General features: G+C 45.8%; 21 protein-coding genes. 19 read left to right on the plus strand and 2 right to left on the minus strand.

The genetic code is table 11. From position 1 onward, the window contains the following. Positions 1 to 13 precede the first annotated feature (13 nt). The 11 genes from F8C82_RS00450 to trxA all read left to right on the plus strand — a co-directional run bounded on the left by F8C82_RS00450 (position 14) and on the right by trxA (position 12095). Positions 14 to 2389: an ABC transporter permease gene (locus tag F8C82_RS00450; protein WP_170266097.1), complete on the plus strand. Its 2376-nt coding sequence runs from the start codon at positions 14 to 16 to the stop codon at positions 2387 to 2389. Positions 2390 to 2415: 26 nt separating this feature from the next. Next, on the plus strand, positions 2416 to 5244 hold the full coding sequence (locus F8C82_RS00455; protein ID WP_151691474.1) for an alpha/beta hydrolase family protein: 2829 nt from the start codon (positions 2416 to 2418) through the stop codon (positions 5242 to 5244). Beyond that, positions 5237 to 7141, plus strand: coding sequence for a M61 family metallopeptidase (locus F8C82_RS00460; protein WP_170266098.1), 1905 nt, complete (start codon positions 5237 to 5239; stop codon positions 7139 to 7141). The genes F8C82_RS00455 and F8C82_RS00460 overlap by 8 nt, the downstream gene beginning before the upstream one ends. 14 nt (positions 7142 to 7155) lie before the next feature. Beyond that, the gene (locus tag F8C82_RS00465; protein ID WP_151691476.1) at positions 7156 to 9192 is read left to right on the plus strand and encodes a M13 family metallopeptidase; all 2037 of its coding nucleotides are present in this window, start codon (positions 7156 to 7158) and stop codon (positions 9190 to 9192) included. A 171-nt stretch (positions 9193 to 9363) separates the two neighbouring features. Next, positions 9364 to 9636: a rhodanese-like domain-containing protein gene (locus tag F8C82_RS00470; RefSeq protein WP_151691477.1), complete on the plus strand. Its 273-nt coding sequence runs from the start codon at positions 9364 to 9366 to the stop codon at positions 9634 to 9636. Between the two features lie 2 nt (positions 9637 to 9638). After that, a complete protein-coding gene (locus tag F8C82_RS00475; protein ID WP_151691478.1) occupies positions 9639 to 9947 on the plus strand; it encodes a rhodanese-like domain-containing protein in 309 nt (102 codons plus the stop codon). A 68-nt stretch (positions 9948 to 10015) separates the two neighbouring features. Beyond that, the gene (locus F8C82_RS00480; protein ID WP_223279401.1) at positions 10016 to 10456 is read left to right on the plus strand and encodes a rhodanese-like domain-containing protein; all 441 of its coding nucleotides are present in this window, start codon (positions 10016 to 10018) and stop codon (positions 10454 to 10456) included. A 2-nt stretch (positions 10457 to 10458) separates the two neighbouring features. Then, a complete protein-coding gene (locus F8C82_RS00485; protein ID WP_151691479.1) occupies positions 10459 to 10683 on the plus strand; it encodes a DUF6132 family protein in 225 nt (74 codons plus the stop codon). 54 nt (positions 10684 to 10737) lie between these two features. Beyond that, positions 10738 to 11202: a hypothetical protein gene (locus F8C82_RS00490; RefSeq protein ID WP_151691480.1), complete on the plus strand. Its 465-nt coding sequence runs from the start codon at positions 10738 to 10740 to the stop codon at positions 11200 to 11202. Positions 11203 to 11211: 9 nt separating this feature from the next. Further along, positions 11212 to 11799 (plus strand): Tll0287-like domain-containing protein, encoded by a 588-nt coding sequence (locus F8C82_RS00495; protein ID WP_151691481.1) that lies wholly within the window; start codon positions 11212 to 11214, stop codon positions 11797 to 11799. After that, positions 11796 to 12095 (plus strand): thioredoxin, encoded by a 300-nt coding sequence (gene trxA / locus F8C82_RS00500; RefSeq protein ID WP_151691482.1) that lies wholly within the window; start codon positions 11796 to 11798, stop codon positions 12093 to 12095. The genes F8C82_RS00495 and trxA overlap by 4 nt, the downstream gene beginning before the upstream one ends. 48 nt (positions 12096 to 12143) lie before the next feature. Here trxA and F8C82_RS00505 read toward each other — a convergent pair whose 3' ends face one another. Then, positions 12144 to 12623, minus strand: a complete 480-nt coding sequence (locus F8C82_RS00505; RefSeq protein WP_151691483.1) for an SPOR domain-containing protein — start codon at positions 12621 to 12623, stop codon at positions 12144 to 12146. 174 nt (positions 12624 to 12797) lie between these two features. Between F8C82_RS00505 and F8C82_RS00510 the strand changes: the two genes are divergently transcribed. The 8 genes from F8C82_RS00510 to F8C82_RS00545 are packed head-to-tail and all read left to right on the plus strand — an operon-like array spanning position 12798 to position 24088. Further along, a complete protein-coding gene (locus F8C82_RS00510; RefSeq protein ID WP_151691484.1) occupies positions 12798 to 14069 on the plus strand; it encodes a c-type cytochrome in 1272 nt (423 codons plus the stop codon). A 20-nt stretch (positions 14070 to 14089) separates the two neighbouring features. Beyond that, positions 14090 to 17200 carry a TAT-variant-translocated molybdopterin oxidoreductase gene (locus tag F8C82_RS00515; RefSeq protein WP_151691485.1) on the plus strand — a complete coding sequence of 1037 codons (3111 nt, stop codon included), beginning with the start codon at positions 14090 to 14092 and terminating at the stop codon, positions 17198 to 17200. A 26-nt stretch (positions 17201 to 17226) separates the two neighbouring features. Next, on the plus strand, positions 17227 to 18615 hold the full coding sequence (nrfD, locus tag F8C82_RS00520) for an NrfD/PsrC family molybdoenzyme membrane anchor subunit (protein ID WP_151691486.1): 1389 nt from the start codon (positions 17227 to 17229) through the stop codon (positions 18613 to 18615). Then, complete coding sequence (locus tag F8C82_RS00525) at positions 18602 to 19141, plus strand: DUF3341 domain-containing protein (protein ID WP_151691487.1); 540 nt, start codon at positions 18602 to 18604, stop codon at positions 19139 to 19141. The genes nrfD and F8C82_RS00525 overlap by 14 nt, the downstream gene beginning before the upstream one ends. A 10-nt stretch (positions 19142 to 19151) precedes the next feature. Further along, on the plus strand, positions 19152 to 19802 hold the full coding sequence (locus F8C82_RS00530) for a c-type cytochrome (RefSeq protein ID WP_223279403.1): 651 nt from the start codon (positions 19152 to 19154) through the stop codon (positions 19800 to 19802). A gap of 20 nt (positions 19803 to 19822) precedes the next feature. Further along, positions 19823 to 21220, plus strand: coding sequence for a quinol:cytochrome C oxidoreductase (locus F8C82_RS00535; RefSeq protein WP_151691488.1), 1398 nt, complete (start codon positions 19823 to 19825; stop codon positions 21218 to 21220). A 20-nt stretch (positions 21221 to 21240) separates the two neighbouring features. Then, on the plus strand, positions 21241 to 22272 hold the full coding sequence (locus tag F8C82_RS00540; RefSeq protein WP_151691489.1) for a cytochrome c oxidase subunit II: 1032 nt from the start codon (positions 21241 to 21243) through the stop codon (positions 22270 to 22272). Between the two features lie 34 nt (positions 22273 to 22306). Further along, the gene (locus F8C82_RS00545; protein WP_151691490.1) at positions 22307 to 24088 is read left to right on the plus strand and encodes a cytochrome c oxidase subunit I; all 1782 of its coding nucleotides are present in this window, start codon (positions 22307 to 22309) and stop codon (positions 24086 to 24088) included. Positions 24089 to 24152: 64 nt separating this feature from the next. On the opposite strand, the gene F8C82_RS00550 is transcribed toward F8C82_RS00545, so the two are convergent. Then, positions 24153 to 25145 (minus strand): helix-turn-helix domain-containing protein, encoded by a 993-nt coding sequence (locus F8C82_RS00550; RefSeq protein ID WP_151691491.1) that lies wholly within the window; start codon positions 25143 to 25145, stop codon positions 24153 to 24155. Positions 25146 to 25501: the final 356 nt, after the last annotated feature.

Below are 25501 nucleotides of genomic sequence, written 5' to 3' on the forward strand. Positions count from 1 at the left end.
TCATTATCTAAAAATGGCTTGGCGAAATCTGACGCGCGATAGGGCCTATACGGTATTGAACATCTTTGTCCTTGTGATAGGCATGGCTTCCTTCCTTCTCATCGGATTGTACATCAAAGATGAGTTGAGTTACGATGTGCACCACGAGAAGAGCAACCGGATTTATAGAATGTGGACTGAGCTCAGCGCGGAGGGTCCGGGTGAGCGTTCCGCTTCCATGTGCTTTCCAGCAGCCAAAACCTTAGAGCAGGATTATCCCGAGTTGGTTGAACATGGTGTTCGCTTCTTCAACATGCAGTCTCCTTTCATCACACTGGGAAACGATAGTGTTCGATACAATGAAGCACATGTTTATTTTACCGATCCCGAAGTATTTGACGTATTCACTTTTGAATTTCTAAAGGGGAACCCAACCGCTTTGTATGACACCAATGGGGTGGTGCTAACAGAGAGATTGGCTCTCAAATACTTCGGAACTACTGATGTGGTAGGAAGAGAGATCATGGCCGAAAGCAATATCCAATTGGAAGTGCGAGGGGTGATTGCGAATGTACCCAGCTCTACGCATATTCCAATCGATGCACTCATTTCTATGCGCGTTCTCAATCGGATGTTTAATGTCGATTTGACCAATAGAAATTGGGTGTGGAATCCCTGCTGGACATATATCTTATTAAGGGAAGGAGTTCAGCCGGAAGACTTAGAATCGCTCTTGCCTGAGTTTGTAGATGCGCACTATCCCGACATCATGCGAACTCGAATGACCGCCAATTTGATGCCCTTGGAGGATATCCATCTCAATTCCCATCTGCAGTATGAAATTGTAGCGAATGGGAATGTAGATAATGTCCGCCTTTTCAGTTTGATTGGAGTGTTCATTCTTATCCTCGCATGCATCAATTACACCAACCTGGCAACCTCTAGAGCCACTCGAAGTGGGAGGGAAGTTGGAGTGAGCAAAATATTAGGAGCCAGTAGAAAAGAGCTCGTCTTTCGCTTTTTGGGAGAATCGGTATTAACTAGTGTGATTTCCATATTTGCCTCCCTGGTTTTGGTAGAGTTGATGTTACCCCTCTTTAATTTACTGACAGGGAAGATGTTGATGTCTACGGCCTTATTCCAGTGGGAGAACACGTTGACGATTTTCATCTTAGCCGTAGTAGTGGGGATTGCAGCCGGCTTGTATCCCGCGTGGATGTTGAGTCAGCTTCCTCCATCCGTCATTTTCAGAAAGCGATCAAAAGCGGGATTGGGAGTGGCGGTTCGAAAGGGTTTGGTCATGATTCAATTCTGTGTGGCCCTGGGGTTAATTATAGGAACGGTAGTGGTGAATCGTCAATTCGACTATCTCCAGAGTCAGGATATGGGGTTCGATGAAGAGCACTTGTTGGTCGTTCCTGTGAAGTGGGACGCCGCTATGACTTACCGGGCCATGCGAAAGGAATTGATTGCTTCGGATGCCATCGTAAATATGTCGAGGATGAACGACGTGATGGGCTTGAAGCACAACATGCACGAGTACCATCACGCCCGGTTGGAAGCCAACGACTATATGTACTTTGCCTCGTTGGTGGTGGATGAGCATTTCGTGGAGACCATTGGACTCCAAATTGTGGCAGGGAGAAACCTAACAGAGCCTGGAGATGACACAACGGGAGTGGTGGTCAATGAAACTCTGGTTCGTCAAATGGGGTGGGGATCGCCAGAAGAGGCCTTGGGCAGAGAGTTCAGTACACCGGGTTTCAATGAACGGATTGTGGGTGTAATGAAAGACTTTCACTTTGTCTCTCTTTCAGAACAAATCCAACCCTTTGCTTTGGATGTCAAAACCGGGCCTTCCGAAGTATTCTTTACTCGATATTTCTGTATACGTGTGGTTCCAGGAATGGAGGAAGAAGCCCATCTCGATTTGTTGATGGCTTGGGATAAGTATCATCCCGGACAACCTCTTGATGCCTACTATTTGAGTGAAGCGCTGCAATCGGCTTATCGTTCACAGAACACCCTGCGCGACTTGATGGCCATTTTTAGCATTGTTGCCGTGTCCATTGCCTTGCTCGGGTTATTTGCTCTATCTGCCTTTACAGCCGAGCAGAAAACCAAGGAGTTGAGTATTCGAAAGATTATCGGTGCGTCTAATAGAGAGCTGTTTAAAGTGGTTACGCTCGATTTTGTTCGGATGGCCTTTATCGGGGTTTTGATTACAGCGCCACTTACCTATCTCATCCTACAAAATTGGTTGTCGAAGTTTGCATACCATGTGGAACTAGATTGGTTTAGCTTCCTAGTTGTGTCTATTGTTGCAGGTGGTATTGCCCTAATAGCGGTGGTTTTTCAAGCTTGGAAGGCTTCCCGATTAAATCCGATTACCGCACTTCGATATGAATGACGAAATTGTGACCTTAAATTTATAGCATGCGAAAACTCCTCTTTACACTATTCGCTATTTCATCTTTTTACTCTTGGGCGCAGTTGAGGGCTTTAGATCATTCGGATTACGACGGATGGAATCGAATATCAACCTATACCCTTGCGAATGATGGCAAATACATGGCCGTTCAAACCAGTCCGCAAGAAGGGGATAGTCATGTTGATCTTATTAAAACCCGAAACGGTCGAAGTACGCGCTATGAACGCGCTTCGGGTCCGAGTTTTACGGCAGATGGCAAATGGCTCTTCTTTACGGTTTCCCCGGCATATGCAGAAGTTCGTCGGCTTAAACTAAAAGACACTCCCAAGGATGAAATGCCAGAAGATCATTTGGTTCGAGTAAATGTTCGCTCGGGTAAAACGGACACAATCTTCAATGTTTCTTCTTTTGATGTTCATCAAAATCAGGGAGCCTACATCTCCATCTTCTTGGAAGACGAAAAAGAGGTGGAGGAAGAGGAAGATGCCGATAGCACAACCACTACCACAGATTATTTCTGGGATGGAGAAGAGAAAGTAGGAAGTGGATATACCGATGAAGATGCCAAGCGATTGGTAATTTGGAACCTCGAAACCAATGTGCGTGATACCATTGAACGCGCTTCAGAATTGAAGTGGGCTAGTAAAGTGGCGAATGCTGTTATTATACAATCTGCTGGAGATTCCACACAGCCAGCCACAGTGCTCCGTTGGTTTAACGACCAACCTTATACGGCCATTGATACCGCTTTTGAAGGCGTGAAGAAGTTGTCGATGGATGAACTGGGAGTCCACGTAGCCTACTTGGTAACCCATGATTCTGAGAATGCAGATATTCATTACTACGACTTAAAATTGTCGGAAGGTTCAGCTTGGGCTTCGGTGGTATTAGAGGCAGAATCCGATCAACTTCCAGAAGGTTGGATGTTGTCGGAGTTCAACTCATTGAATTTTTCGGAAGATGGCAGAAGTCTCTATATGGCAACTCGACCTGTTCCATTCATTCCAGAAGAGGACACAACAGTTCTAGAGAGTGAAAAGGTTAGTCTGGATATCTGGTCATGGACCGATGAGGATATTCAACCTATGCAGAAGATCAATTCAAGAGACGACAAACACCGATCGTACGAAGGTAGATTCATCCTTGCTGAGAAGAAGTGGGTTCAGTTGGAAGATGAAACAGTGGAACACGTCCGTGTAGATCTTGAAAGCGAATTGGATTACACCGTTGGTTACATGGTGCCACATTCGGAACGAGCTTCCATGAGCTGGAATTATCCAACGCCTATGGATTTTTACATCGTCGATTTGAACACAGGAGAAAAGAAGCGAATAGTTACTGGAGTTCGCAGTTGGCCTTCCCTATCACCAGCGGGTAAATATGTCTATTGGTGGGATGGAGCTTCTTTGCAATGGAAGGGGTATAGAGTGGAAGACGGTCAGGATCTCATTCTATCGGCCAATATTTCTACTCCAGTGTACGATGAAGAACACGATACCCCGAATGAGCCTGGCAGTTACGGATATGCCGGATGGAGCGAAGGAGATGAGAACTTCTATATTTATGATGCCTACGATATTTGGAGTGTGATCCCCGGTGGCAGCGCAACGAATATGACAGGAGGAAAAGGTAGAAACGCCAATACGCGTTATCGCTACATTCAATTGGATAGAGATCAGCGATTTCTTTCAACTCGTGGAGATTGGATTTTAGAATCTTTTAATGAATCAGACAAGTCGAATGCCTACGTGGAATTCTCTTTGGAGAATCGCAAAATGGAGACCTTAGTAGGGGGTGACTTCATGCTGTCTGACTTGATGAAGGCCGATTCCGCTGAGGTGTATGTCTACCGCAAACAGACCTTTGTAGATTACCCAGAACTCTATGTGGTTCGTGGGGATGATTTGGCGGATGCGGAGGTGGTAACGGAGACCAATCCTCAACAGTCGGACGTGCGATGGGGAACTTCTGAGTTGGTTGAATGGACCACGCCAACAGGGATAGAGTTGCAGGGGCTGTTGTACAAGCCACAAGATTTTGACCCTACCAAGAAGTATCCTGTGCTGGTGTATTTCTATGAGACTTATTCTGATTTATTGCACCGACACTACTTGCCAGCGCCAAGTGCCAGTGTGATTAATTTCCCATACTTCCTGAGCAATGAATACGTGATCTTCATTCCAGATGTGGTTTACGAAGAGGGAAGACCGGGAAAGAGTGCCGAAGATTGCATCCTTTCAGGCGCTCAGATGATTGCACAGTACCCGTGGGCAGATGCTTCCAACATGGCCATTCAAGGTCAGAGTTGGGGGGGGTATCAAGTGGCTCATCTCGTCACCAGAACCGATATGTTTAAATGTGCCATGGCAGGTGCTCCTGTGAGTAACATGACCTCGGCTTATGGCGGAATTCGCTGGGGATCGGGTATGAGTAGAGAGTTCCAGTATGAAAGAACACAGAGTAGAATTGGGGGAACCCTATGGGAGCGCACCGATCTCTACTTGGAGAATTCTCCGGTGTTCTACGCGCATCAAGTAGAAACTCCTCTTCTCATTATGCACAATGATAACGATGGTGCAGTACCTTGGTACCAAGGAATTGAATACTTCATGGCATTGCGAAGATTACAGAAACCTGTTTGGATGCTGGTATACAATGGGGAAGAACACAACCTCATGCAGCGTCACAACAGAAAGGATTTGAGTGTTCGAATGGCTCAATTCTTTGACCATTATTTAAAAGGTGCACCGGCTCCAGAATGGATGGTGAAGGGGCGCCCTTACAACGAGAAAGACTTCAACTCAGCAATAAATGAATACAATGAAAATGAATAAGATCCTATTGAAGATTGGGTTGGTAGCAATTGGAGTGAGCAGCTCCTTCGCTACGATGGCGCAAGACTTTGCCCCAGTACAGAGAGCAGATAGATACCAAGTGGAGGTCAATATTATAGGCCGATTGGATTCGAAGATAGATGTGACTGTGGTTCCACCCATTATGAACACCGATGAGGTGATCTACGCGATGCCGAAAATCGTCCCTGGTACGTATGATATTTCCGATTTTGGTCAGTTTGTTCGAGGTTTGAAAGCCTTTGACAGCAGAGGGAATGAGCTTAAAACCAAGCGCCTCGACGAAAACCGCTGGTCTATATCAAACGGAAAGGCGCTCTACAAGATCACGTATGAAGCGGTTGAAACCGATGGCGACCGAAAAGCAGACATCTTCCTTCCGGGAGGAACGGCTATTGCAGAAGACGGGGTGCTGATGAACAACTTCGGCTTTGTTGGCTTTATGGAGGGCTTTGACGCGGTTCAATACCATTATGAAGTGGTTCACGATGAAAGTCTGGTGGCTACAACCGCATTAGACATTGAGTCCGTTTCACCAAAGCGCGATGTCTTCTTTGCACGAGACTACTTTGAACTACACGATAGGCCCATCCTCTATGCCGCTGACAATGTTGCTGGAACGATGGTGGCGGGTGCCGAAGTGACCATTGGAGTGTATTCTCCAGAAGGGACGCTAGATGCCGATGTGCTTCTTGAGGGATTGAAGCCTGTATTTGATGCCGCTTCGAACTACTTAGGTGGTTCTCTCCCCACAGATCGCTATGTGGTCTTGGTGTGGGGACTCACTCGCGAGGAAACCTTTAGTGCTGGTGGAGTAGGTGCCTTGGAGCACTTCACGAGCACCACGGTAACCATGCCAGATGTAGACGACAGAACGTATGCGATGTTCCAAACCGGTCCCAATCCCAAGATGCAATTCTTGCGCGGTATTGTGGCTCATGAATTCTTTCATATTGTAACACCGCTTAACATCCACAGTGAGCAGATTCACGATTATGACTTCATCAACCCACAAATGAGTAAGCACCTTTGGTTCTACGAAGGGTTGACCGAATACAACAGCTTGATTAGTCAAGTGCGTGGGGGTGTGATCACCGAAGAGCATTTTATGTCGGAAATGGTAGAAAAGATGCACGGTGCCGATAATTTCAATGAACACATTCCAATGACTGTTCGAAGTAAGCACGCACTCGATCTTTTCGCAGATCAGTACTTGGATGTTTACCAGAAAGGTGCATTGATTGGAATGGCGTTGGACATGCAGATTCGCAAACAGACCGATGGCGAAGAGGGATTGGTTGATCTGATGATTAAACTGAAGGACATGTATGGTCCTGATACCTTCTTTGTAGATGACCAGTTCTTCGATATCCTCACCGCTAATGCACCAGAAGGAACAGAGGAATTCTTGTATGAATACATCTCAGGTACGGCTCCACTTCCTTTTGAAGAGCTCTTCCCTGAGATGGGCTATGCCTATGATGAAGAGAAGTTGAAGTACGTGGTGGAAATGCCATCATGGGGCGCGACATACTTGAGCAGTAGAGGCAAGTATTACTACATCACCGACATAGATTCTGAGAGTGAATTCACACGAGGGTTTGGATTGAAGAAGGGCGACCAACTCATTCGATGGAATGGTGAAAAAATCAAGGGCGGAGAGCTTCAAAACGTGCTAGATGAATGGCATGAAACCGCCTGTGTTGGCAGTGAAGTAGTGATTGAAGTTATCCGCACGGATGCAAATGGCGATGAAGATGAAATTGAACTCACCAGCATCACTACCTTCGCTACGGAGTCAGAACGACACATCCTTGAGAAGTCGGATAGTGCTACCCCAGAGCAGTTGGCGTTGAAAGCTGCTTGGTTAAATCTTTGATTAACAACTAGAATATGAAAATGAATAAACTTGTACTAGCTGGCCTTTGTGCTTCAGCTGTAGCTTGTAACCAAAAACCCGAAGTGGTTGAGGTGGACCCTAATGTGGGGTTTGAGCTTTCGTCGTTGGATAGCAGCTATGCTCCATGTGACGATTTCTTTCACTTTTCAGCCCAAGGCTGGTTAGATAAGAATCCTATTCCAGAAGCGGAATCTTCTTGGGGTAAGTTCAGCGCACTTTCTAAGAACAATCAAATTCGCGTTCGCGAATTGTTTGATGGACTTCTCAGTTCTACAGAGACAGCGGCAAAGGGTTCAGACGCTCAGCTCGTGGGTGACTTGTACCGTTCAGGTATGGATTCACTTCGAATCGAGAAAGCTGCATTCACGCCTATTGAAGCATTGGTAAATGATTTTGCAGGTGTCCAATCCGTTCAGGAATGGTTGGATGCTGCTGTTCGCAATGAATCAAAAGGTGTGTCTATGCCTTTTGGTGTATATGTTGGGCCAGATGATAAAAATGCAAGTATGAACGCTTTGCACGTTTATCAATCAGGTCTAGGATTGCCAGATCAAGCCTATTACGTTCGCGAAGATTCAACCTCTCAATACATCCAAGAGAAATACGTAGCGCACATTGCGCGAATGCTCAAGATGTACGGAATGGACAATTCAGAAGACATTGCAGCTGAGGTGTATGCATTCGAGAAAAGGTTGGCTGAACACATGATGGACCGTGTAGCACGTCGTGATCCAGCGAACACCTATAACAAAATGACCGTAGCAGAATTGGATGAAATGACGCCGAATCTGTCATTTGCCAATTACTTAGCCGCTCAAGGCATTTCTACAGAAGAGCTCATTGTTACTTCTCCAGACTACATTGAGTTTGTGGGTGAAGATATCGCCAACTGGAACCCAAGCACATTGAGTCACTACTCCATTTGGAAAGTGATTGACGGTTTTGCGAATCAATTGCATCACGAGGCCGTTCAGGCGAACTTTGACTTTTTCTCAACCGTGCTTTCTGGCGTTACTGAAATGCAACCGCGTTGGAGAAGAGTTCAGGGAGGAATGAGTGGTTTGAGCGAGCAAATCGGTCATCTTTATGTGGATGAATACTTCCCGGCTGAACACAAAGCGAAGATCGAGGCGATGGTAGAAGACCTGCGTTCTGCTTTCCGCGTTCGCATTGAGAACTCTACTTGGATGAGTGCCGAAACTAAAGGTAAAGCCATCGAGAAGCTAGAGGCCTTCACCTATAAGATTGGGTATCCAGATACGTGGAAAGACTACAGCGACTTGGATATTCGTGCCGATGATTATGTAGGGAATTCTATTCGAATGAGCGAATACCTCACTGCGGAGAACCTTGCAAAATTGGGTAAGCCCGTAGATAAATCTGAGTGGCACATGGGAGCGCACATTGTAAACGCGTACTACAACCCAAGTAACAATGAAGTGGTATTCCCTGCGGGTATTCTTCAGCCACCGTTCTATATGCCAGAAGCAGATGCCGCATTGAACTACGGCGCAATTGGCGGAGTGATTGGTCATGAATTCACTCATGGCTTTGACGATCAAGGGAGCAAGTACGACAAAGACGGAAACCTCGTGGATTGGTGGACGCCTGAAGATCGCGCTCGTTTTGAAGAATTGACGTCTTCTGTGGTTAATCTCTACAGTTCTTACGAAGCATTGCCAGGTGAGTTTGTGAATGGCGAACAAACCCTAGGTGAGAACATTGCCGACTTGGGTGGTTTGACGCTTGCATATCACGCTTACTTGAAGCACATGGAAGGCAAGGAAGAACCAGCGCCAATTGGCGGCTTCACGGATGATCAACGCGTATTCTTGGGCTGGGCTCAAGTTTGGCAAGTTCATTACACCGAAGAAGCTTTGCGCTTCCGTTTGAATAACGATTATCACTCTCCAGGTGAGTTTCGCGTGATTGGTCCAATGAGCAATATGCCAGAATTCTGGGAAGCTTATGGATGTGGAAACGGAACTCCTATGCACTTGTCAGATTCAGCGCATGCTGTGATTTGGTAAGTTGCCAAGGATAGCACATACAGAAGGGACGCCAATAGGTGTCCCTTTTTTTGTGGAAGAAATGCCGAACTTTGGAAAAGGTGCACTTTGTAACGTATATCACCTTTCGCACGTAAGGCTGCCTCTATCTTTGTACTCTCAAATTGATAACCACACATAAACGTGAATACTATGAATGAGATCATCAACGATCCAAACGCAACGATTGTAGACGTTAGAACTCCGGGTGAATTTGCAGGAGGAAATGTTACTGGATCTATTAACATTCCATTGAATGAAGTTCCTCATCGTCTAGATGAATTCAAAAGCATGAGTAAACCTTTGGTGGTTTGCTGTTTGTCAGGCGGTCGTTCTGGTCAAGCTGTAGAGTTTTTGAAGGCGAATGGTGTTGACAATATTTACAACGGTGGCGGCTGGTCACAGGTTGCAATCCACAAAATGTAAGCATGGGATTATTCGGGAAATTGTTTAAAAACTCTACTCCAGACTACGGACAATGGTTGTCGGAAGGCGGAGTAATTGTAGATGTGAGAACACCGGCTGAATTTAAGTCGGGTCACATCAAAGGTTCAAAGAACATTCCTTTGGATCAGTTCCAACGCAGCTTGCATAAACTGGATAAAAAGAAACCGGTGATTGTATGCTGTAGAAGTGGAATGCGAAGTGCTCAAGCGCTGGGCATCCTAAAGCAAAATGGTTTTGAACGCGCACACAACGGTGGCGGCTGGACCAACTTGCAAAGAAAACTAGGTTAAGAACCGTAACTTTCAAACCCGAGCTAGGCAGCTTTCTGTCTTCTTGGGTTTATTAATAAAATACTCATATGAATAAGTCTATTTGGATGATGTCTGCACTAGTAGTGGGATTGACTGCTTGCGGACAAACGACATCGTCAAGTTCAACTTCTCCTTCCAATGAAACCACTGAAGAGGTCGCTCAGCAACCGTCGATTGTTTCTGTAGGCGCAGAAGAGTTTGAGAAGCGAATGGAAGAAACGCCGGGTTACTTACTCGATGTGCGCACTCCAGCAGAATTTGCAGAGGGCCACATTGAGGGAGCCAATTTGATCAACTTCTACGATTCTGATTTTAAGGATCGCATTAGTGAATTAGACAAGAGTGAAACCGTTTATGTTTACTGTCGCTCTGGAGGGAGAAGTGGCAATGCATCTCGTGTGATGGAAGAGCTCGGCTTTCAGAATGTAGTTGACTTGAGTGGTGGCATAACCTCTTGGAAGGCTAAGGGACATCCAACAGTACAATAACAATGAACGCGTTATTTCAAAGACGCTGGCTCCTCTGGGTTGTCGGTATTGGAGTTGGAGCAATTGGAGGATATCTGTACTATAGCCAGATCGGCTGTGAGTCGGGGTCGTGTGCCATAACTTCAGATCCAACCAACAGTACATTGTATGGTAGTTTGATGGGGGTTTTTCTTTTTGATTCCTTCTATCGAAAGGATAAATCTTCCAGTCAGAATACGGCTGAGTAAGAGGAAAGTAGTAGCTTTAATGTGAAACTACTTTTCAATTAACCACTACCTACTATGAAATCATTACGACTGTTATCCACGCTAATTGCCGTTGTCTTAGGCATTTCGAGTTATGATGCGAATGCTCAGAACTGGAGCGAATCGCGACTTCAAGAAATGTACTTGGGATACTTAGAAGATCAAGGAATTGAAGGCTGGATAGATTCCGATGGAGACGTTCAATTCACCTACAACGACCGAAACTATTTCGTTGAAGTGAATGAAGATGACAACGAGTTTTTCCGTGTCGTTCTTTTCAACATCTGGCCAATTGAATCTCAAAGCGAAGCCGTTCAAGTGGCTTTTGCGGTTGATGAGGTGAATAGGCAAGCTAAAGTTGCTAAGGCGTATACCCAGAACGACAACGTGTGGATTGCATGTGAATTGTTTGTGGGGCATCCGGAAGACTTTAAACCTGTTTTCGACAGGTGTTTGACGGCAATTGACGCTGCTATAGATACTTTCGTTGCAGAGATGTAATCCTATTTTATGAAGAGCTTTCGACTGTCCATATTAGTAGCCTTCACCTTTCTTGTTGCTTGTGATGATTCGACTGATCCGGCCGAGTTAACCACTGAGCAAATCATAGAAAGGGGAAGCGAGATCGCCGGTAAAAGTCAGTCTGCACTGGCTTCTACACTGGTGGCTCAAATCGAGAAAAGCGGCTTTGAGGGGGCAGTGAGTTTCTGTCACGTGAACGCATCTCCCATTGTGGATAGCCTGGAAGCTGCACATGATGTAAAGATCCGAAGGACCTCTTTCCGACATAGAAATCCGAATAATGAACCGGATGAGTTGGATCGAGATGTGCTTTCCATCTTTGAGGAGAAAAGCGAGAGTGGGGAAGATCTGACTCCGGTTGTAAAAACCGACAGCGAAGCCATTCGTTACTATCAGCCCATTATGGTAATGCCGTTGTGCACCAATTGTCACGGTATGCCAGGAGAGAGTCTCACAGCGGATTTACACGCTCTTATATTGGATGAATATCCAGATGATGAGGCGGTAGGTTATGAGGTGGGAGATTTCAGAGGTGCTTGGGTCGTGGAATTCGCGACAAAACAAGAATCGAAATGAGCACATTTGGAGAAATAATTGGAACGGGTAATGTGCTGGTTGATTTTCACGCAACGTGGTGTCAGCCGTGTAAAATGCTCGGTCCTATACTTCAAGAGCTGGCCGGTGAGTGGGGAGATCAGGTGAAAGTCATTAAGATTGATGTAGACCGAAATCCTGAGCTCGCTCAAAAGCTCGATGTAAGAGGAGTTCCTACCATGGTACTCTACGTGAATGGAAAGTCCGTTTGGCGGAAGTCGGGCGTTCTTCCCAAACATCAAATAAAGGCTGAAATAGAGCACGCTATTCGTTCATAGGCGTGCCCTTGAAAATGAAAAACCCCGAGCTGATCCTCGGGGTTTTTGCTATTCTATTTTTCCTGTAGATTCAGGTTCTTCTTGGACTTCTAACTGAGGTTCCACTTCTAGTGTGGCCTCCTCTTTAATAGGTCGGGACAAGGTTGGAGGTTGAATGGATGTCTCCACTATAAAAGCACCTGGGAATTCTTCTCGAATGATAAGTAGTGCGGCCTCTGCGTCATAAATGGTTTTGTAGTTGCCAACTTGAAGTTTGTAGTCGGGCGTTTCAAAAATCACCATGCTCTCTAGGTCTGGAAATTTTGAAATAAATCTTGATCTCCATTGGTTCGACTCATTTCGGTTTCCATTGTACACTTGAACCCGATAACCTTCGATTTTTCTGTTCTTATTGGCGTTCAAGTAATTGGAAAAAGTTCGGTGAAATGCCGGATCTGCATTCATTTTTACGCTAGTTGTGTTTTGCGCACTTGTCAAAGTGGGGAGTAAAAGGGACAGTATGCAGATTGTGAGGCGAATGGCTTTCATTGAATGTAAATTTCCACAAAGATACGGAACGAATAGATGTTGAAGATATGCGGCTTTAACATTTATTTAGAACGGTTATAAATTAGACTTTGTAGGCGGTAACCGCATTTCCGAGGGCTTCTATGTGTTAAATTTGCCCCTCGAAGTACGGAATCGTATCATTTGAGGTCCCTTATGAAAAATTTATACCGATTTCACATTCGCCTTATCCCTTTGATCATTAGCGTTTTCGCTATGGGATTCGTTGCGAATGCCCAAGCACTCGAAGGAGATGCCGCAGCGGGCGAGAAATTGTTCAAAACGAATTGTGCATCCTGTCACAAGCTAGACAGCAAGCTTGTGGGTCCTGCATTATCCGGTGTAACCGAGCGTCGCTCGTTAGATTGGCTAAAGCTGTGGATCCGCGATAATGCAGCTCTGAGAGCCTCTGGCGATGCAGATGCCATTGCCATTTACGAGGAATATGGCGGAGCAGCGATGAACTCGTTCGCCTATCTATCCGACGAGGAGATCGTCAACATCCTCACTTATGTTGAGAATCCACCGGTAGCGGTTGCTACGACTACGGAAACTCCAGGCCCTGGCCAACCTGTGGCAGACGAAGGTCCGTCGCCAGTGTGGATGTTGGTGCTAGGAGGATTCTTCTTGCTTCTCATCATCTTGTTGGTTAAAGTTCGTAACACACTTCGCGTTGTTAAGGGTGATGATCCTGTTGCCTTGACTACAGAAGCGGCTGCTTACATGCGCTTCTTGATGAAGAACACAGGTTTCGTAACCTTGTTCACCATCGTGATCGGAGTGGGTTTCTTGAATGAGACCTACTGGTACCTTATGGGTATTGGTGTGGAGCAGGATTATCAACCGGTTCAGCCTATTGCATTCTCTCACAAGTTGCATGCGGGCGACAATGGAATTGATTGTAATTACTGTCACAGCAGTGCTCGCCACTCAAAGACTTCTGGTATTCCATCTGCTAACGTTTGTATGAACTGTCACATGTACGTGAACGGTTCTGAAATCACAGACGAGCGCGGTAACTTGAAGTACGGTGGAGAGCGCTCACCAGAAATTGCTAAGATTTACGCGGCAATTGGTTGGGACCCTGATAAAGGTGCTTACATCGAGGATTACGAGCAGAAGCCTATTAAGTGGGTTCGTATCCACAACTTGCCAGACTTGGCATACTTTAACCATGCTCAGCACGTAACGGCGGGTCAAGTTGAATGTCAAACTTGTCACGGTCCGGTTGAGACCATGGAAGAAGTGTATCAATATAGCTCATTGACGATGGGTTGGTGTGTGAACTGTCACCGCGAAACAGAGGTGAAGATCAACACGAACGGATTCTATGAGCATCAGCACGACGCACTAGTTGAGAAGTATCACGGCGAAACGATCACGGTTGAAAAAATCGGTGGTCTGGAGTGCGGTAAGTGTCACTATTAAAATAACCCCGGATCATCATAATGGCTACGACAAAGAAATATTGGAAGAGCAATGACGAGCTGGCGGAAACGCCTGTGGCGCAACAGCTCGCTCAGAATGAGTTCGCAGAAGAGATTCCGGTTGAGGACTTTTTGGGTAACGAAAATGCGTTGGGCAACTCAAGCACTACGCGTCGCGACTTCCTCAAGTACCTTGGCTTCTCTACCGCTGCAGCAACACTTGCTGCATGTGAGTCTCCAGTAGTGAATTCTATCCCTTACGTGGTTAAGCCGGATTCACTCACTCCGGGTGTTCCTAACTACTACGCTTCGACGTTCTACGACGGTCACGATTTTGCGAGCATTCTTGTGAAGACTCGTGAAGGTCGTCCGATCAAAGTTGAACCGAACGATATGGCCATGTTCAATGGCGGAACCAATGCTCGTGTTCAAGCTTCTGTTTTGTCTTTGTACGATTCAGCTCGCTTGCGTCACCCAATGAAGGGTGGAGAGGAAGTAAATTGGACGGATGTCCTTGCTTCATTGCGTTCTGAACTTGAAGCGGCAAATAACTCAGGTAAGCAAGTAGTCTTGATGACTTCTTCTATCATCAGCCCATCTACTTCAAAAGTGATTGCTGATTTGGGAGCGGCTTACACCAACTTCAAGCACGTTACTTACGATCCGGTATCGTTCTCAGCGAAGCTTGATCTTTGGAATGATTTGACTGGAATGCGCGCTATTCCTACCTACAAATTGGCAAATGCTAAATTGGTTGTAGGTGTAGGTGCTGACTTCCTATTCAACTATACAGGTCAGGATATGGCCAGCGAATATGCGGAAGCTCGTACACCGGGTGAAGGTATGATTCGCCATATTCAGATTGAAACGCAGTTGAGCCTAACGGGGGCGAACGCTGACAAGCGTCTCAAACTCAAGTCGTCTCAGCAAGGTGCGGCCCTTCTTCACCTCTACAATGTAGTGGCAGGTGGTACGGGTAATGCTACTTTGGCTGCGGCTGAACTTCCTGCTGAATTGAAGACTTCCATTCAACGAGTAGGAGAAGAGTTGTTGAAGAACCGCGGTAAGTCACTTGTACTTGCTGGTAACAACAACTACGCTCAAGAAGCTCTTGCTGCTGGAATCAACAATATGTTGGGCAACATGGGTACAACAGTTGACACGGCTACTCCGGTTTACTTGAGAAGCGGTGACGATAAAGCAGTTGCTACATTGATGTCCGATATGAAAGCTGGTAAAGTTGGTGCCCTTCTCACTTGGGGAGTGAATCCTTCTTACAGCTTGAATGGTTTTGCCGATGCATCTTCAAAAGTTGCTACCACTGCAGCATTGACAGATCGAATGGACGAAACCGCTAGAAACTTTGGTTATGCACTTCCTGTGAACCACTACTTGGAGAGCTGGGGAGATGTAATGCCAACTTCGAAGGTGTACGGTATGGTTCAGCCAACAATCCGTCCTCTTTTCGATTCAAAGCACGGTCAAGATATTCTATTGGCTCTTGCAGGTAAGGACGCTGACTACTACAGCTACTTGAAGAACTTCTTCATGATGAACATGCAAGTGTCTCATCCTACCTTGAGCTGGAATACCATCCTTCATGATGGTATGGTAGAAGTGTCTTCTATGGTAGAACCTGCTATGAATGCAGAAGCGATCGATATGAACGCCGCTGCATCATCTGCAAATAAAGAGGCAAAAGGTGCCGGAGAAATCGAATTGTTCTTCTACCAGAAGAATGGTTTGGGCAACGGTAACCAAGCAAATAACCCGTGGTTGCAAGAACTTCCTGATCCAATCAGCCGAGTTTCTTGGGACAACTACGCAACCATCTCACAAGCAGATGCTGCGGAAGGTGCGTGGGATTTGGAAACTTCTACGGATAGCACGGGTGCTTACAACGGTAAGACCATCACTATTCAAGTGGGGGACAAGACCCTTGAGAAGGTTCCTGTTTTTGTTCAACCAGGTCAAGCTCAAGGAACCATTGGTTTGGCAGTTGGCTACGGTAGAACAGATATCGGTAAAGCTGGTAGCGATGTTGGTGTGAACGCTTACGTATTGATGGGCAATGACCATTACGTAACCGACGCTAAGATTACAGCTAAGTCAGACGATCACGAGCATGGTTTTGCATGTATTCAGCTTGCACACACCATGATGGGTCGTAGAATTGTAAACGAAACGACTCTAGATACTTTCCTAGGTTCAGACCCTTCAGAGTGGAACGAACTTCCATTGTTCGACACTTACCAAGGTAAGATGAGAGCAGATAAGGTGAACCTTTGGGAAGATCACGATCACGAAACGGGCAACATGTGGAACATGTCCATGGACTTGAACAAGTGTTTGGGTTGTGGTGCCTGTGTGGTTGCGTGTCACCTTGAAAACAACGTACCAGTTGTTGGTAAAGATGAAGTTCGCAAGCACCGTGATATGCACTGGTTGCGCATCGACCGCTACTACTCTTCAGAAGACACCTTCTCGGGTGACGAAGAGAAAGTAGAAGAGATGAGTGGCTTGTTCGGAGAGAACGGATCACTTGGTGGATTTAACAAGCTGGAAGCAGCGAACGAGAATCCACAAGTTGTATTCCAACCAGTAATGTGTCAGCATTGTAATCACGCTCCTTGTGAAACGGTTTGTCCAGTAGGTGCAACGGCTCACTCGAAAGAGGGCTTGAACCACATGGCTTACAACCGTTGTATCGGAACACGTTACTGTGCGAACAACTGTCCATACAAAGTGCGTCGCTTTAACTGGTTCAACTATCAAGGCAACGAAAGTCGCTTTGGAGATGTGAATCCTGCATTGGATGAGTACGGTAAGATGGTACTCAACCCAGATGTGGTTGTTCGTGCACGCGGTGTGATGGAGAAGTGTTCTATGTGTATCCAACGCATCCAGTACAACAAATTGGAAGCGAAGAAAGCAGGAAAGCCAATTGAAGATGGTGCCTTTACTACAGCTTGTGCTCAGGCTTGTGGAACCGGTGCAATCGTCTTCGGTGACGTAAATAATCCAGAGAGTGCCATTGCCAAGGTTAAGCAAGACCCACGTGCATACCACTTGTTGGAAGAGGTAGGTACACAGCCATCTGTGTTCTACCAAACTAAAGTAAGAAACGCCTAATTCAATCTGACTAAAGGAGATCGCTGATGCATTACGAAGCGCCTATACGTGAGCCCCTTATTATAGGAGACAAATCGTACCACGATATTACAGTGGACGTGGCTCGCCCCATTGAAACGGCTCCTCCCCGTTCTTGGTGGATTGTATTCTCAATCTCACTTGCCATGTTCTTGTATGGTGTGGGATGTATTCTTTACACCATCGGCACCGGTATCGGTGTTTGGGGTCTGAATAAGACCGTAGGATGGGCATGGGATATCACCAACTTCGTTTGGTGGGTAGGTATCGGTCACGCCGGTACATTGATCTCAGCCGTTCTTCTCCTCTTCAAACAGAAGTGGCGTATGTCAATCAACCGTTCTGCAGAGGCGATGACCATCTTCTCTGTAATCCAGGCGGCACTCTTCCCAGGAATTCACATGGGTCGTATTTGGTTGGCGTACTTTGTTTTCCCAATTCCAAACCAACTCGGTTCACTTTGGCCTAACTTCAACTCTCCGTTGTTGTGGGACGTGTTCGCGATTTCGACGTACTTCTCTGTATCTACAGTGTTCTGGTATGTGGGTTTGATTCCTGACTTTGCTGCGATCCGCGACCGTGCCGTTCGTCCTGTGACGAAACACGTGTACAAGATCCTTAGCTTTGGTTGGGGTGGTAAGGCCAAGCACTGGCAGCGATTCGAAGAGGTATCTCTCGTTTTGGCTGGTTTGGCTACTCCTCTTGTACTTTCGGTACACACCATCGTATCCATGGACTTCGCAACTTCTGTGATTCCAGGATGGCACACCACCATCTTCCCTCCGTACTTCGTTGCGGGTGCGATCTTCTCAGGATTCGCCATGGTACAAACGCTTCTCATCATCATGAGAAAGCTCTTCAAATTGGAAGACTATATTACGATTCAACACATTGAGATGATGAACATCATCATCATGGTGACGGGTTCTATTGTAGGTGTGGCTTATATCACTGAGCTCTTCATCGCATGGTACTCAGGTGTTGAATACGAACAATACGCATTCTTGAATCGTGCAACAGGTCCTTACAAATGGGCATACTGGAGTATGATGTTTTGTAACGTGTTCTCTCCACAGTTTATGTGGTCTAAGAAACTCCGCACTAGCATTATGTTTACCTTCTTCATTTCGATTGTGGTGAACATTGGTATGTGGTTCGAACGATTCGTAATTATTGTTACCTCACTACACCGTGATTACCTTCCGTCTTCATGGTCAATGTTCTCACCTACCTTCGTTGATGTGGGTATTTTCTTGGGAACAATTGGTTTCTTCTTTGTCTTGTTCCTCCTTTATGCAAGAACCTTCCCGGTAATTGCTCAAGCGGAATTGAAGACTATCTTGAAGTCATCTGGTGAAAACTATAAAAAACTCCACGAGCAACATGGCGACCACTGAATCAAAACAAATCATCCGCGCTCTGTACGATGACGATGACGTGATCTTGAAGGCTGTCAAGGACACTCGTGCGAAGGGCTATCACGTAAACGAAGTTTACTCTCCATTCCCTATTCACGGTTTGGATCACGCAATGGGTTTGAAGCCAACTCGCATCGCGATTGCCGCTTTCCTATACGGTCTAACCGGACTCATCGTAGCCATTGTAATGACATGGGGTATGATGAATGCGGACTGGCCACAAAATATCGGTGGTAAGCCAAGTATGACTTGGATCCAGAACATGCCGGCTTTCGTGCCAATCATGTTCGAACTTACCGTGTTCTTTGCAGCTCACGCTATGGTATGGACATACTTTGCAGTGAACAAGCTTTATCCAGGTGCTGATGCTCAGAACCCGGATCCAAGAACAACTGACGACAAGTTCCTCATGGAGGTTCCTGTTAAAGGCGATCGCGATGAGCTCATTGAGTTCCTCAAAAGCTCTGGCGCGATTGAGATTAATGAAGTAACTGAAAACGCGTAAATCCATTGCTATGAAGATGACCAATGTCATCCGGACAACCCTTGCGGTTTCTGCTTTTGCTGTTGTAGCGACTTCATGTAACTACGACAAGACAACTCCGGGTTACACTTACATGGACGACATGTATGTATCTCCATCTTTGGAGACTTACCAGGCAACAGAGATGTTTGATAACGGCATGGAAGCGCAAACTCCGGTAGAAGGAACTATCCCACGTGGATATCATCCTTATCAAGTGCCCAACACTCCAGAGGGGTATGCACTATCTAAAACCGATGCGTCATTGACTCCTGCGAATTTCGCAGCAATGGATCCGGCTGAGGGTAAGGAATTGTACAACGTATTCTGTTCGCACTGTCACGGTACGAAGGGTGACGGTGTAGGTATCCTCGTTGAAAATGAAAAAATTCTTGGTGTTCCAGGTTATGGAAACACACGTCTTCCTGATATCACTCCAGCATCTGCGTACCACGTGATAATGTACGGTAAGGGTATCATGGGTAGCCACGCTTCTCAGCTTACGTTTGAAGAGCGTTGGAAGATTATCCGTTACGTGTGGAAACTCCGTGCGGAGCAATCAGGAATGGACGATATCTCAGCGGAAGCACCTGCTACTGAAGAAGCAGTTGTAGAAACTGAAACAACAGAAGAACCAGCTTAATTTGACCAGAAAGTAGAGCTATGTTTCAATTTACTTCGAAGGCAAAAATCCTAGCATTGATCCTTATCGTTTTGGGAGCTGTATCCCTAGCGATTGGATTTATTTCCGTGCCGGGTGGAGATCATCACGATGATGGTCATGCTACAGAAATGCATGCAGATGCTGCACACGCAGATCACGCCGATGATCACCACACAGTGGCGACAGAGGGTCACGGCGATCACGCCACGGAAGCTCACGCTGAAGCTGGTCACCACGACACTCATGGCGAAGATCACGGTTCGGCTGAAGAACACGCTGCACATGCAGAACATGCTGCACACCAACAAGCCAACCGTCCATGGTCAGCATTATTCGTGAACACTTTCTTCTTCCTTGCCATTGGCTTGGGTACTGTTTTCTTCTTGATGATCCAGTACGTTGCTAAGGCGGGTTGGACCGTTGGACTTAACCGCGTATTTGAGGCTGTCGGTCTCTTCGTGATTATTCCATTGATCGGTATGTTGATTATCATCTTTGCAGGAGTTGCTGATGTTCACCACATCTGGCACTGGATGCAAGATGGAATCATGGAGAAAGGGACACCTAACTTCGATCCTATTATTGCTGGTAAGGCTGGATACTTGAACGATACTTTCTTTATCATCCGTGCTGTCGTTTACACATTGGTTTGGTTCGGAATTATAGTATTGGTTCGTAAGCATTCTCTTGCTGAAGACTTGGAGGGCGGCACTGCTCGCTACAAGAAGATCTTCAAGCTTGCTGCAGTCTTCACCGTATTCTTCGCAGTTACTTCATCTACTAGCGCATGGGATTGGATCATGTCTATTGACACGCACTGGTTCTCTACACTCTTTGGATGGTACACGTTTGCGGGTATGTTCGTTACAGCTCTGGCTGCATTGAACATCTTGATTGTGTTCTTGCGCTATAACAACTACTTGCCTTGGATCAATGAGAACCATCAACACGACATGGCGAAGTTCATGTTTGCGTTCTCTGTATTCTGGACTTACCTCTGGTTCTCTCAGTTCATGCTTATTTGGTATGCTGATATTCCGGAAGAAGTAACATACTACATGCAACGTTTTGGTCAGTACAACACCATGTTCTTGATCATGGTTGCACTGAACTTCGTAGCTCCTGTATTGCTTGTGATGTCTCGTGACTCTAAGCGTGTAATGGGATTGGTACTCGTAACGGCTACTATCGTATTGATTGGTCACTGGATGGATCACTTCATTATGATTATGCCAGGTTCTGTAGGTGAATTCTACGGATTTGGTTGGGCTGAAATTGGAGGTTTCCTTCTTTACGCAGGTCTATTTATTTTGGTTGTATTCCGCAACCTTGCGAAAGCACCACTCCTTCAGAAGAACCATCCAATGGTGGAGGAGAGCAAACACTTTTCACTCTAATCGCTTAATCGAAGGATAAGATGGTAGGGATTATCACGGCTTTAGTCATTGTTTTAGCGATCATCGCCCTCACGCAGGTGGTCAAAGTTTACGAGACCTCTTCAGCGTTGGAAGAGAATCGCAATAATGATGTTAGCCACAAAGACAACAATACTCAAGGTCGCCTATTCTTGGCTTTTGGTATTCTATTCATGGCCTCGTTTGTAGCGATGATTTGGGCTTGGGGTGACTTAACCTTGGGTACTCCAGGTTCTGAACACGGCGCAGATTACGATTTCTTGTGGGACTTGTCCATGGGAACCATCATACTCGTATTTGTTCTCGTTCAACCTATTTTGTTCTACTTCGCTTATAAGTACAGAGGTGTAAAAGGTCGCACAGCTACTTATTATGAGCACAATAACACACTCGAATTCATCTGGACCATTATTCCAGCTGTTGCCTTGGCAGTATTGATCACTTTTGGTCTTTACACTTGGTCGAATGTGATGACACCAGATAATTCAGAACAAGAACCAATTGTTGTTGAAGTATTTGCAGAGCAGTTCAAATGGACCGCACGTTACTCTGGAGAAGATAACCAATTGGGGTATGCCAACGTTCGTTTCATCGAAGGGGCTAACTCTTTGGGGATTGATAAGTCAGATGATAAAGGTTTCGATGATATTGTCGTTCGCGATGGGTTGGTACTTCCTAAAGGACGTCCTGTTCTTTTCAAGTTCCGCTCTAAGGATATCATTCACTCAGCATTCATGCCTCACTTCCGTGCACAGATGAACTGTGTACCGGGGATGTCTACTCAGTTCCAATTCACTCCTTCATTGACCACTGCTGAAATGCGTCAAGACGCTGGCATCATTGAGAAGGTGAATCGCATCAACGCAATTCGCGCTGAAGCTGGAAAAGACGCCTACGAATTCGACTACGTATTGTTGTGTAATAAGATCTGTGGAGCTTCACACTACAACATGCGTTTCCCGATTACTGTAGTTACTCCTGAGGAGTACGACGAATGGATTTCAGAACAAACGACTTTCGCTGAAGCTCAATAAGCTTCTCGATTAAGAATATTTAATGCGTAATACTATGTCGGCAGAAGCACACGCACACGACGAACACCACGAGCATCATCAGACCTTCTTTACGAAGTACGTGTTCAGCACGGACCATAAGATGATTGCGAAGCAATTCTTGATCACGGGTATGATCATGGGTATTATTGGTGTTGCCATGTCCCTTCTTTTCCGTCTTCAACTAGCTTGGCCAGGTGAACCAATGCCTATCCTCAATACTCTATTGGGCGATAAGTTTGCTCCAGGTGGAGTTATGGATCCAAACATCTACTTAGCCCTTGTAACGATTCACGGTACCATTATGGTGTTCTTCGTGTTGACTGCAGGCTTGAGTGGAACGTTCTCGAACCTCCTTATTCCATTGCAGATTGGTGCACGTGATATGGCGTCTGGATTCCTCAACATGCTTTCATATTGGTTCTTCTTTGCGTCGAGTGTGGTCATGTTGGCTTCTCTCTTTGTTGAAGCTGGGCCAGCCTCTGCAGGTTGGACTATTTATCCACCATTGAGTGCGCTAGAAACAGCGATCCCTGGTTCCGGTATGGGTATGACACTTTGGTTGGTGTCTATGACACTCTTCATCGTTTCATCTTTGATGGGTTCATTGAACTATATCGTTACGATTTTGAACTTGCGTACAAAGGGTATGAGCATGACTCGTCTTCCTTTGACAATCTGGGCCTTCTTTGTAACAGCAATTCTTGGTGTTCTTTCCTTCCCTGTTTTGTTGAGTGCAGCCCTTTTGCTTGTATTCGACCGTAGCTTTGGAACTAGCTTCTACCTTTCTGACATCATGTTGGGTAGTGAGTTATTGACAAACCAAGGTGGTAGCCCTGTACTTTTCGAACACTTGTTCTGGTTCTTGGGTCACCCTGAAGTTTACATCATCCTTCTTCCTGCGTTGGGTATCACTTCAGAAGTAATTTCTACTAACGCTCGTAAGCCAATCTTCGGTTACCGCGCGATGGTAGGTTCGATCTTGGCCATTGCATTCCTTTCGTTTATCGTTTGGGGTCACCATATGTTCGTGACAGGTATGAGTCCTTTCTTGGGTTCTGTCTTTACCTTCACCACATTGTTGATTGCGATTCCGTCGGCTGTAAAAGCATTTAACTACATCACTACCTTGTGGAAAGGTAACTTGCAGTTTACACCTGCGATGTTGTTCTCGGTTGGTTTGGTATCCACATTCGTTGCCGGTGGTCTTACAGGTATTATTCTTGGTGACTCTGCATTGGATATCGCCGTTCACGATACATACTTCGTAGTGGGGCACTTCCACATTGTAATGGGACTATCTGCTATCTTCGGTATGTTCGCCGGTGTTTACCACTGGTTCCCTAAGATGTTCGGCAGAAGAATGAATAAGATGTTGGGTTATATCCACTTCTGGGTGACGTTTGTGTGTGCCTATGGAGTATTCTTCCCAATGCACTTTACAGGTATGGCTGGTTTACCACGTCGTTACTTTGAGAACACTAACTTCCCAATGTTTGATGACCTTCAAGACATCAACATCTTGATTACTGTCTTTGCTATCATTGGTGGTTTGGCACAGGTGTTCTTCATCTTCAACTTCTTCTACAGTGCACTTCGTGGTCCAAAGAGTTCTCAAAACCCTTGGAGAGCGAATACTTTGGAATGGACAACTCCGGTTGAGCATATCCACGGTAACTGGCCAGGAGAAATTCCAGAAGTTCACCGTTGGGCTTACGATTACAGCAAGCCAGGTGCCGATGAGGATTTCATTCCTCAAACCGTTGCACTCCGACCAGGTGAAACATCAGGACACTGATATTATCCTACTACTCAATACAAGAAGGGCTCCGAATTTCGGAGCCCTTCTTGTATTGCTATACCTAATAGTATTTCAGATCGATGTCCAGAATCTTCTGCATAGCAGATACTTGATCTCGGAGTTTTCTGAAGAATTCAGATCTCTGCTTTTCTGCACTGCCCGATATCAATACCCCCAAGTTGGCGTGTTGCTTGAATGCTCTTTCGTACTCTTCGCAAAAATTTGGATTGGTGGTGTGCACAAAGTTGATCCCGTTAAAGGCTACCCAAGCAATTCGGTTTTCACCTAACACCGCAAGAGCTCCATTGGACATCATGAGGAAATCACAAGAGTACAATTCAGCCTTGATATTGTCCTTCTTTTCGTTTTCTCGGGCTCTGTACTCTCTTTCATCAATCACTTGTGCTACGTCCTCTAAAACGCGTTTGGCGTCTTGTTGACGTAGTAAGCCCGACTTGTAGTAGTACTGAATTTGTTCAAAAACGTTAGCCATGGTCCTGGGTGTCCATATCTCCGAGGTCGACAAGTCGTAATACGTTTGGTTGAGTTGATAACCCAAATCCGTGATCTTTTCGGGTACTTTATCAAAGTCGAATACTTCGTTTTTTTCCAGAAAGTCAGATCCAGAGTCTTTCAACCACACCAAAGTCTTGAATGCACCAAGGGAGGGAAATCGATAATAGAAGAAGAGAGGTAGGTCCCTAGCTGCATAGTATAAGGTGGCCTCCGGCATATTGCGAAGTGCTTGAAGTTGCGCCAAGGTGTTGTGGAAATAAATCTCTAACGAGTCTATCGACACAACGTCTTGTGTCTTTTTGAAGATCACTGCCTGACTGGGATCTGAATACATCGCTTCATCGAGTGAAATGCGATACTGAGAACACAAGGTGGTAATGTCTTCTATGGTAAAGGGGCTGTCGGCTTTTATTTTGCGATAGGCCGAAGCAGTTGAACAGCCGAGTACGGCAGCGATTTGCTCAGCGGGCTTAGTGTTCTTGGGAAGTTGGCGGAGCAATACTTTCACAAAAGCCAACTGAAATGTGTTTGAAGTCATAGAATCTTTCTCACTGTATGTGAATTAAGATATAAATTTTCTCACGCTATGCGAAAGTATTCATGAAATCATTTAAAAATCGCATGTGGTGCGAAAATTAAAGTTTGTATTTGCGTATTTCGCAAATAACGAAGACGATTGTCGCATGCGGTGAGAATATGCTGTTTTGAGGTACAGTATATTTGTCACACCAATAAGGTCATTAAGGCCTCACCACCAAACTGGAGTTCTACGCTCTCTCACTGACCGCATATAGATACTCCTATTCCTGAGCACAAAAGGCTCGTATCATATGGATGCGGGCCTTTGCTTTTTGTGACCCATCCTGTTCACATCATCGCGAGTTTGGCTATTTT

Source organism: Phaeocystidibacter marisrubri (genome assembly GCF_008933165.1).
GTDB classification, from domain to species: domain Bacteria; phylum Bacteroidota; class Bacteroidia; order Flavobacteriales; family Schleiferiaceae; genus Phaeocystidibacter; species Phaeocystidibacter marisrubri.

What these genes read in the sequence shown, in the direction of transcription:
- F8C82_RS00450 (WP_170266097.1), top strand. Translation starts at nt 14, where the DNA reads ATGGCTTGGCGAAATCTGACGCGCGATAGGGCCTATACGGTATTGAAC.
- F8C82_RS00455 (WP_151691474.1), top strand. Translation starts at nt 2,416, where the DNA reads ATGCGAAAACTCCTCTTTACACTATTCGCTATTTCATCTTTTTACTCT.
- F8C82_RS00460 (WP_170266098.1), top strand. Translation starts at nt 5,237, where the DNA reads ATGAATAAGATCCTATTGAAGATTGGGTTGGTAGCAATTGGAGTGAGC.
- F8C82_RS00465 (WP_151691476.1), top strand. Translation starts at nt 7,156, where the DNA reads ATGAAAATGAATAAACTTGTACTAGCTGGCCTTTGTGCTTCAGCTGTA.
- F8C82_RS00470 (WP_151691477.1), top strand. Translation starts at nt 9,364, where the DNA reads ATGAATGAGATCATCAACGATCCAAACGCAACGATTGTAGACGTTAGA.
- F8C82_RS00475 (WP_151691478.1), top strand. Translation starts at nt 9,639, where the DNA reads ATGGGATTATTCGGGAAATTGTTTAAAAACTCTACTCCAGACTACGGA.
- F8C82_RS00480 (WP_223279401.1), top strand. Translation starts at nt 10,016, where the DNA reads ATGAATAAGTCTATTTGGATGATGTCTGCACTAGTAGTGGGATTGACT.
- F8C82_RS00485 (WP_151691479.1), top strand. Translation starts at nt 10,459, where the DNA reads ATGAACGCGTTATTTCAAAGACGCTGGCTCCTCTGGGTTGTCGGTATT.
- F8C82_RS00490 (WP_151691480.1), top strand. Translation starts at nt 10,738, where the DNA reads ATGAAATCATTACGACTGTTATCCACGCTAATTGCCGTTGTCTTAGGC.
- F8C82_RS00495 (WP_151691481.1), top strand. Translation starts at nt 11,212, where the DNA reads ATGAAGAGCTTTCGACTGTCCATATTAGTAGCCTTCACCTTTCTTGTT.
- trxA (WP_151691482.1), top strand. Translation starts at nt 11,796, where the DNA reads ATGAGCACATTTGGAGAAATAATTGGAACGGGTAATGTGCTGGTTGAT.
- F8C82_RS00505 (WP_151691483.1), bottom strand. Translation starts at nt 12,623, where the DNA reads ATGAAAGCCATTCGCCTCACAATCTGCATACTGTCCCTTTTACTCCCC.
- F8C82_RS00510 (WP_151691484.1), top strand. Translation starts at nt 12,798, where the DNA reads ATGAAAAATTTATACCGATTTCACATTCGCCTTATCCCTTTGATCATT.
- F8C82_RS00515 (WP_151691485.1), top strand. Translation starts at nt 14,090, where the DNA reads ATGGCTACGACAAAGAAATATTGGAAGAGCAATGACGAGCTGGCGGAA.
- nrfD (WP_151691486.1), top strand. Translation starts at nt 17,227, where the DNA reads ATGCATTACGAAGCGCCTATACGTGAGCCCCTTATTATAGGAGACAAA.
- F8C82_RS00525 (WP_151691487.1), top strand. Translation starts at nt 18,602, where the DNA reads ATGGCGACCACTGAATCAAAACAAATCATCCGCGCTCTGTACGATGAC.
- F8C82_RS00530 (WP_223279403.1), top strand. Translation starts at nt 19,152, where the DNA reads ATGAAGATGACCAATGTCATCCGGACAACCCTTGCGGTTTCTGCTTTT.
- F8C82_RS00535 (WP_151691488.1), top strand. Translation starts at nt 19,823, where the DNA reads ATGTTTCAATTTACTTCGAAGGCAAAAATCCTAGCATTGATCCTTATC.
- F8C82_RS00540 (WP_151691489.1), top strand. Translation starts at nt 21,241, where the DNA reads ATGGTAGGGATTATCACGGCTTTAGTCATTGTTTTAGCGATCATCGCC.
- F8C82_RS00545 (WP_151691490.1), top strand. Translation starts at nt 22,307, where the DNA reads ATGTCGGCAGAAGCACACGCACACGACGAACACCACGAGCATCATCAG.
- F8C82_RS00550 (WP_151691491.1), bottom strand. Translation starts at nt 25,145, where the DNA reads ATGACTTCAAACACATTTCAGTTGGCTTTTGTGAAAGTATTGCTCCGC.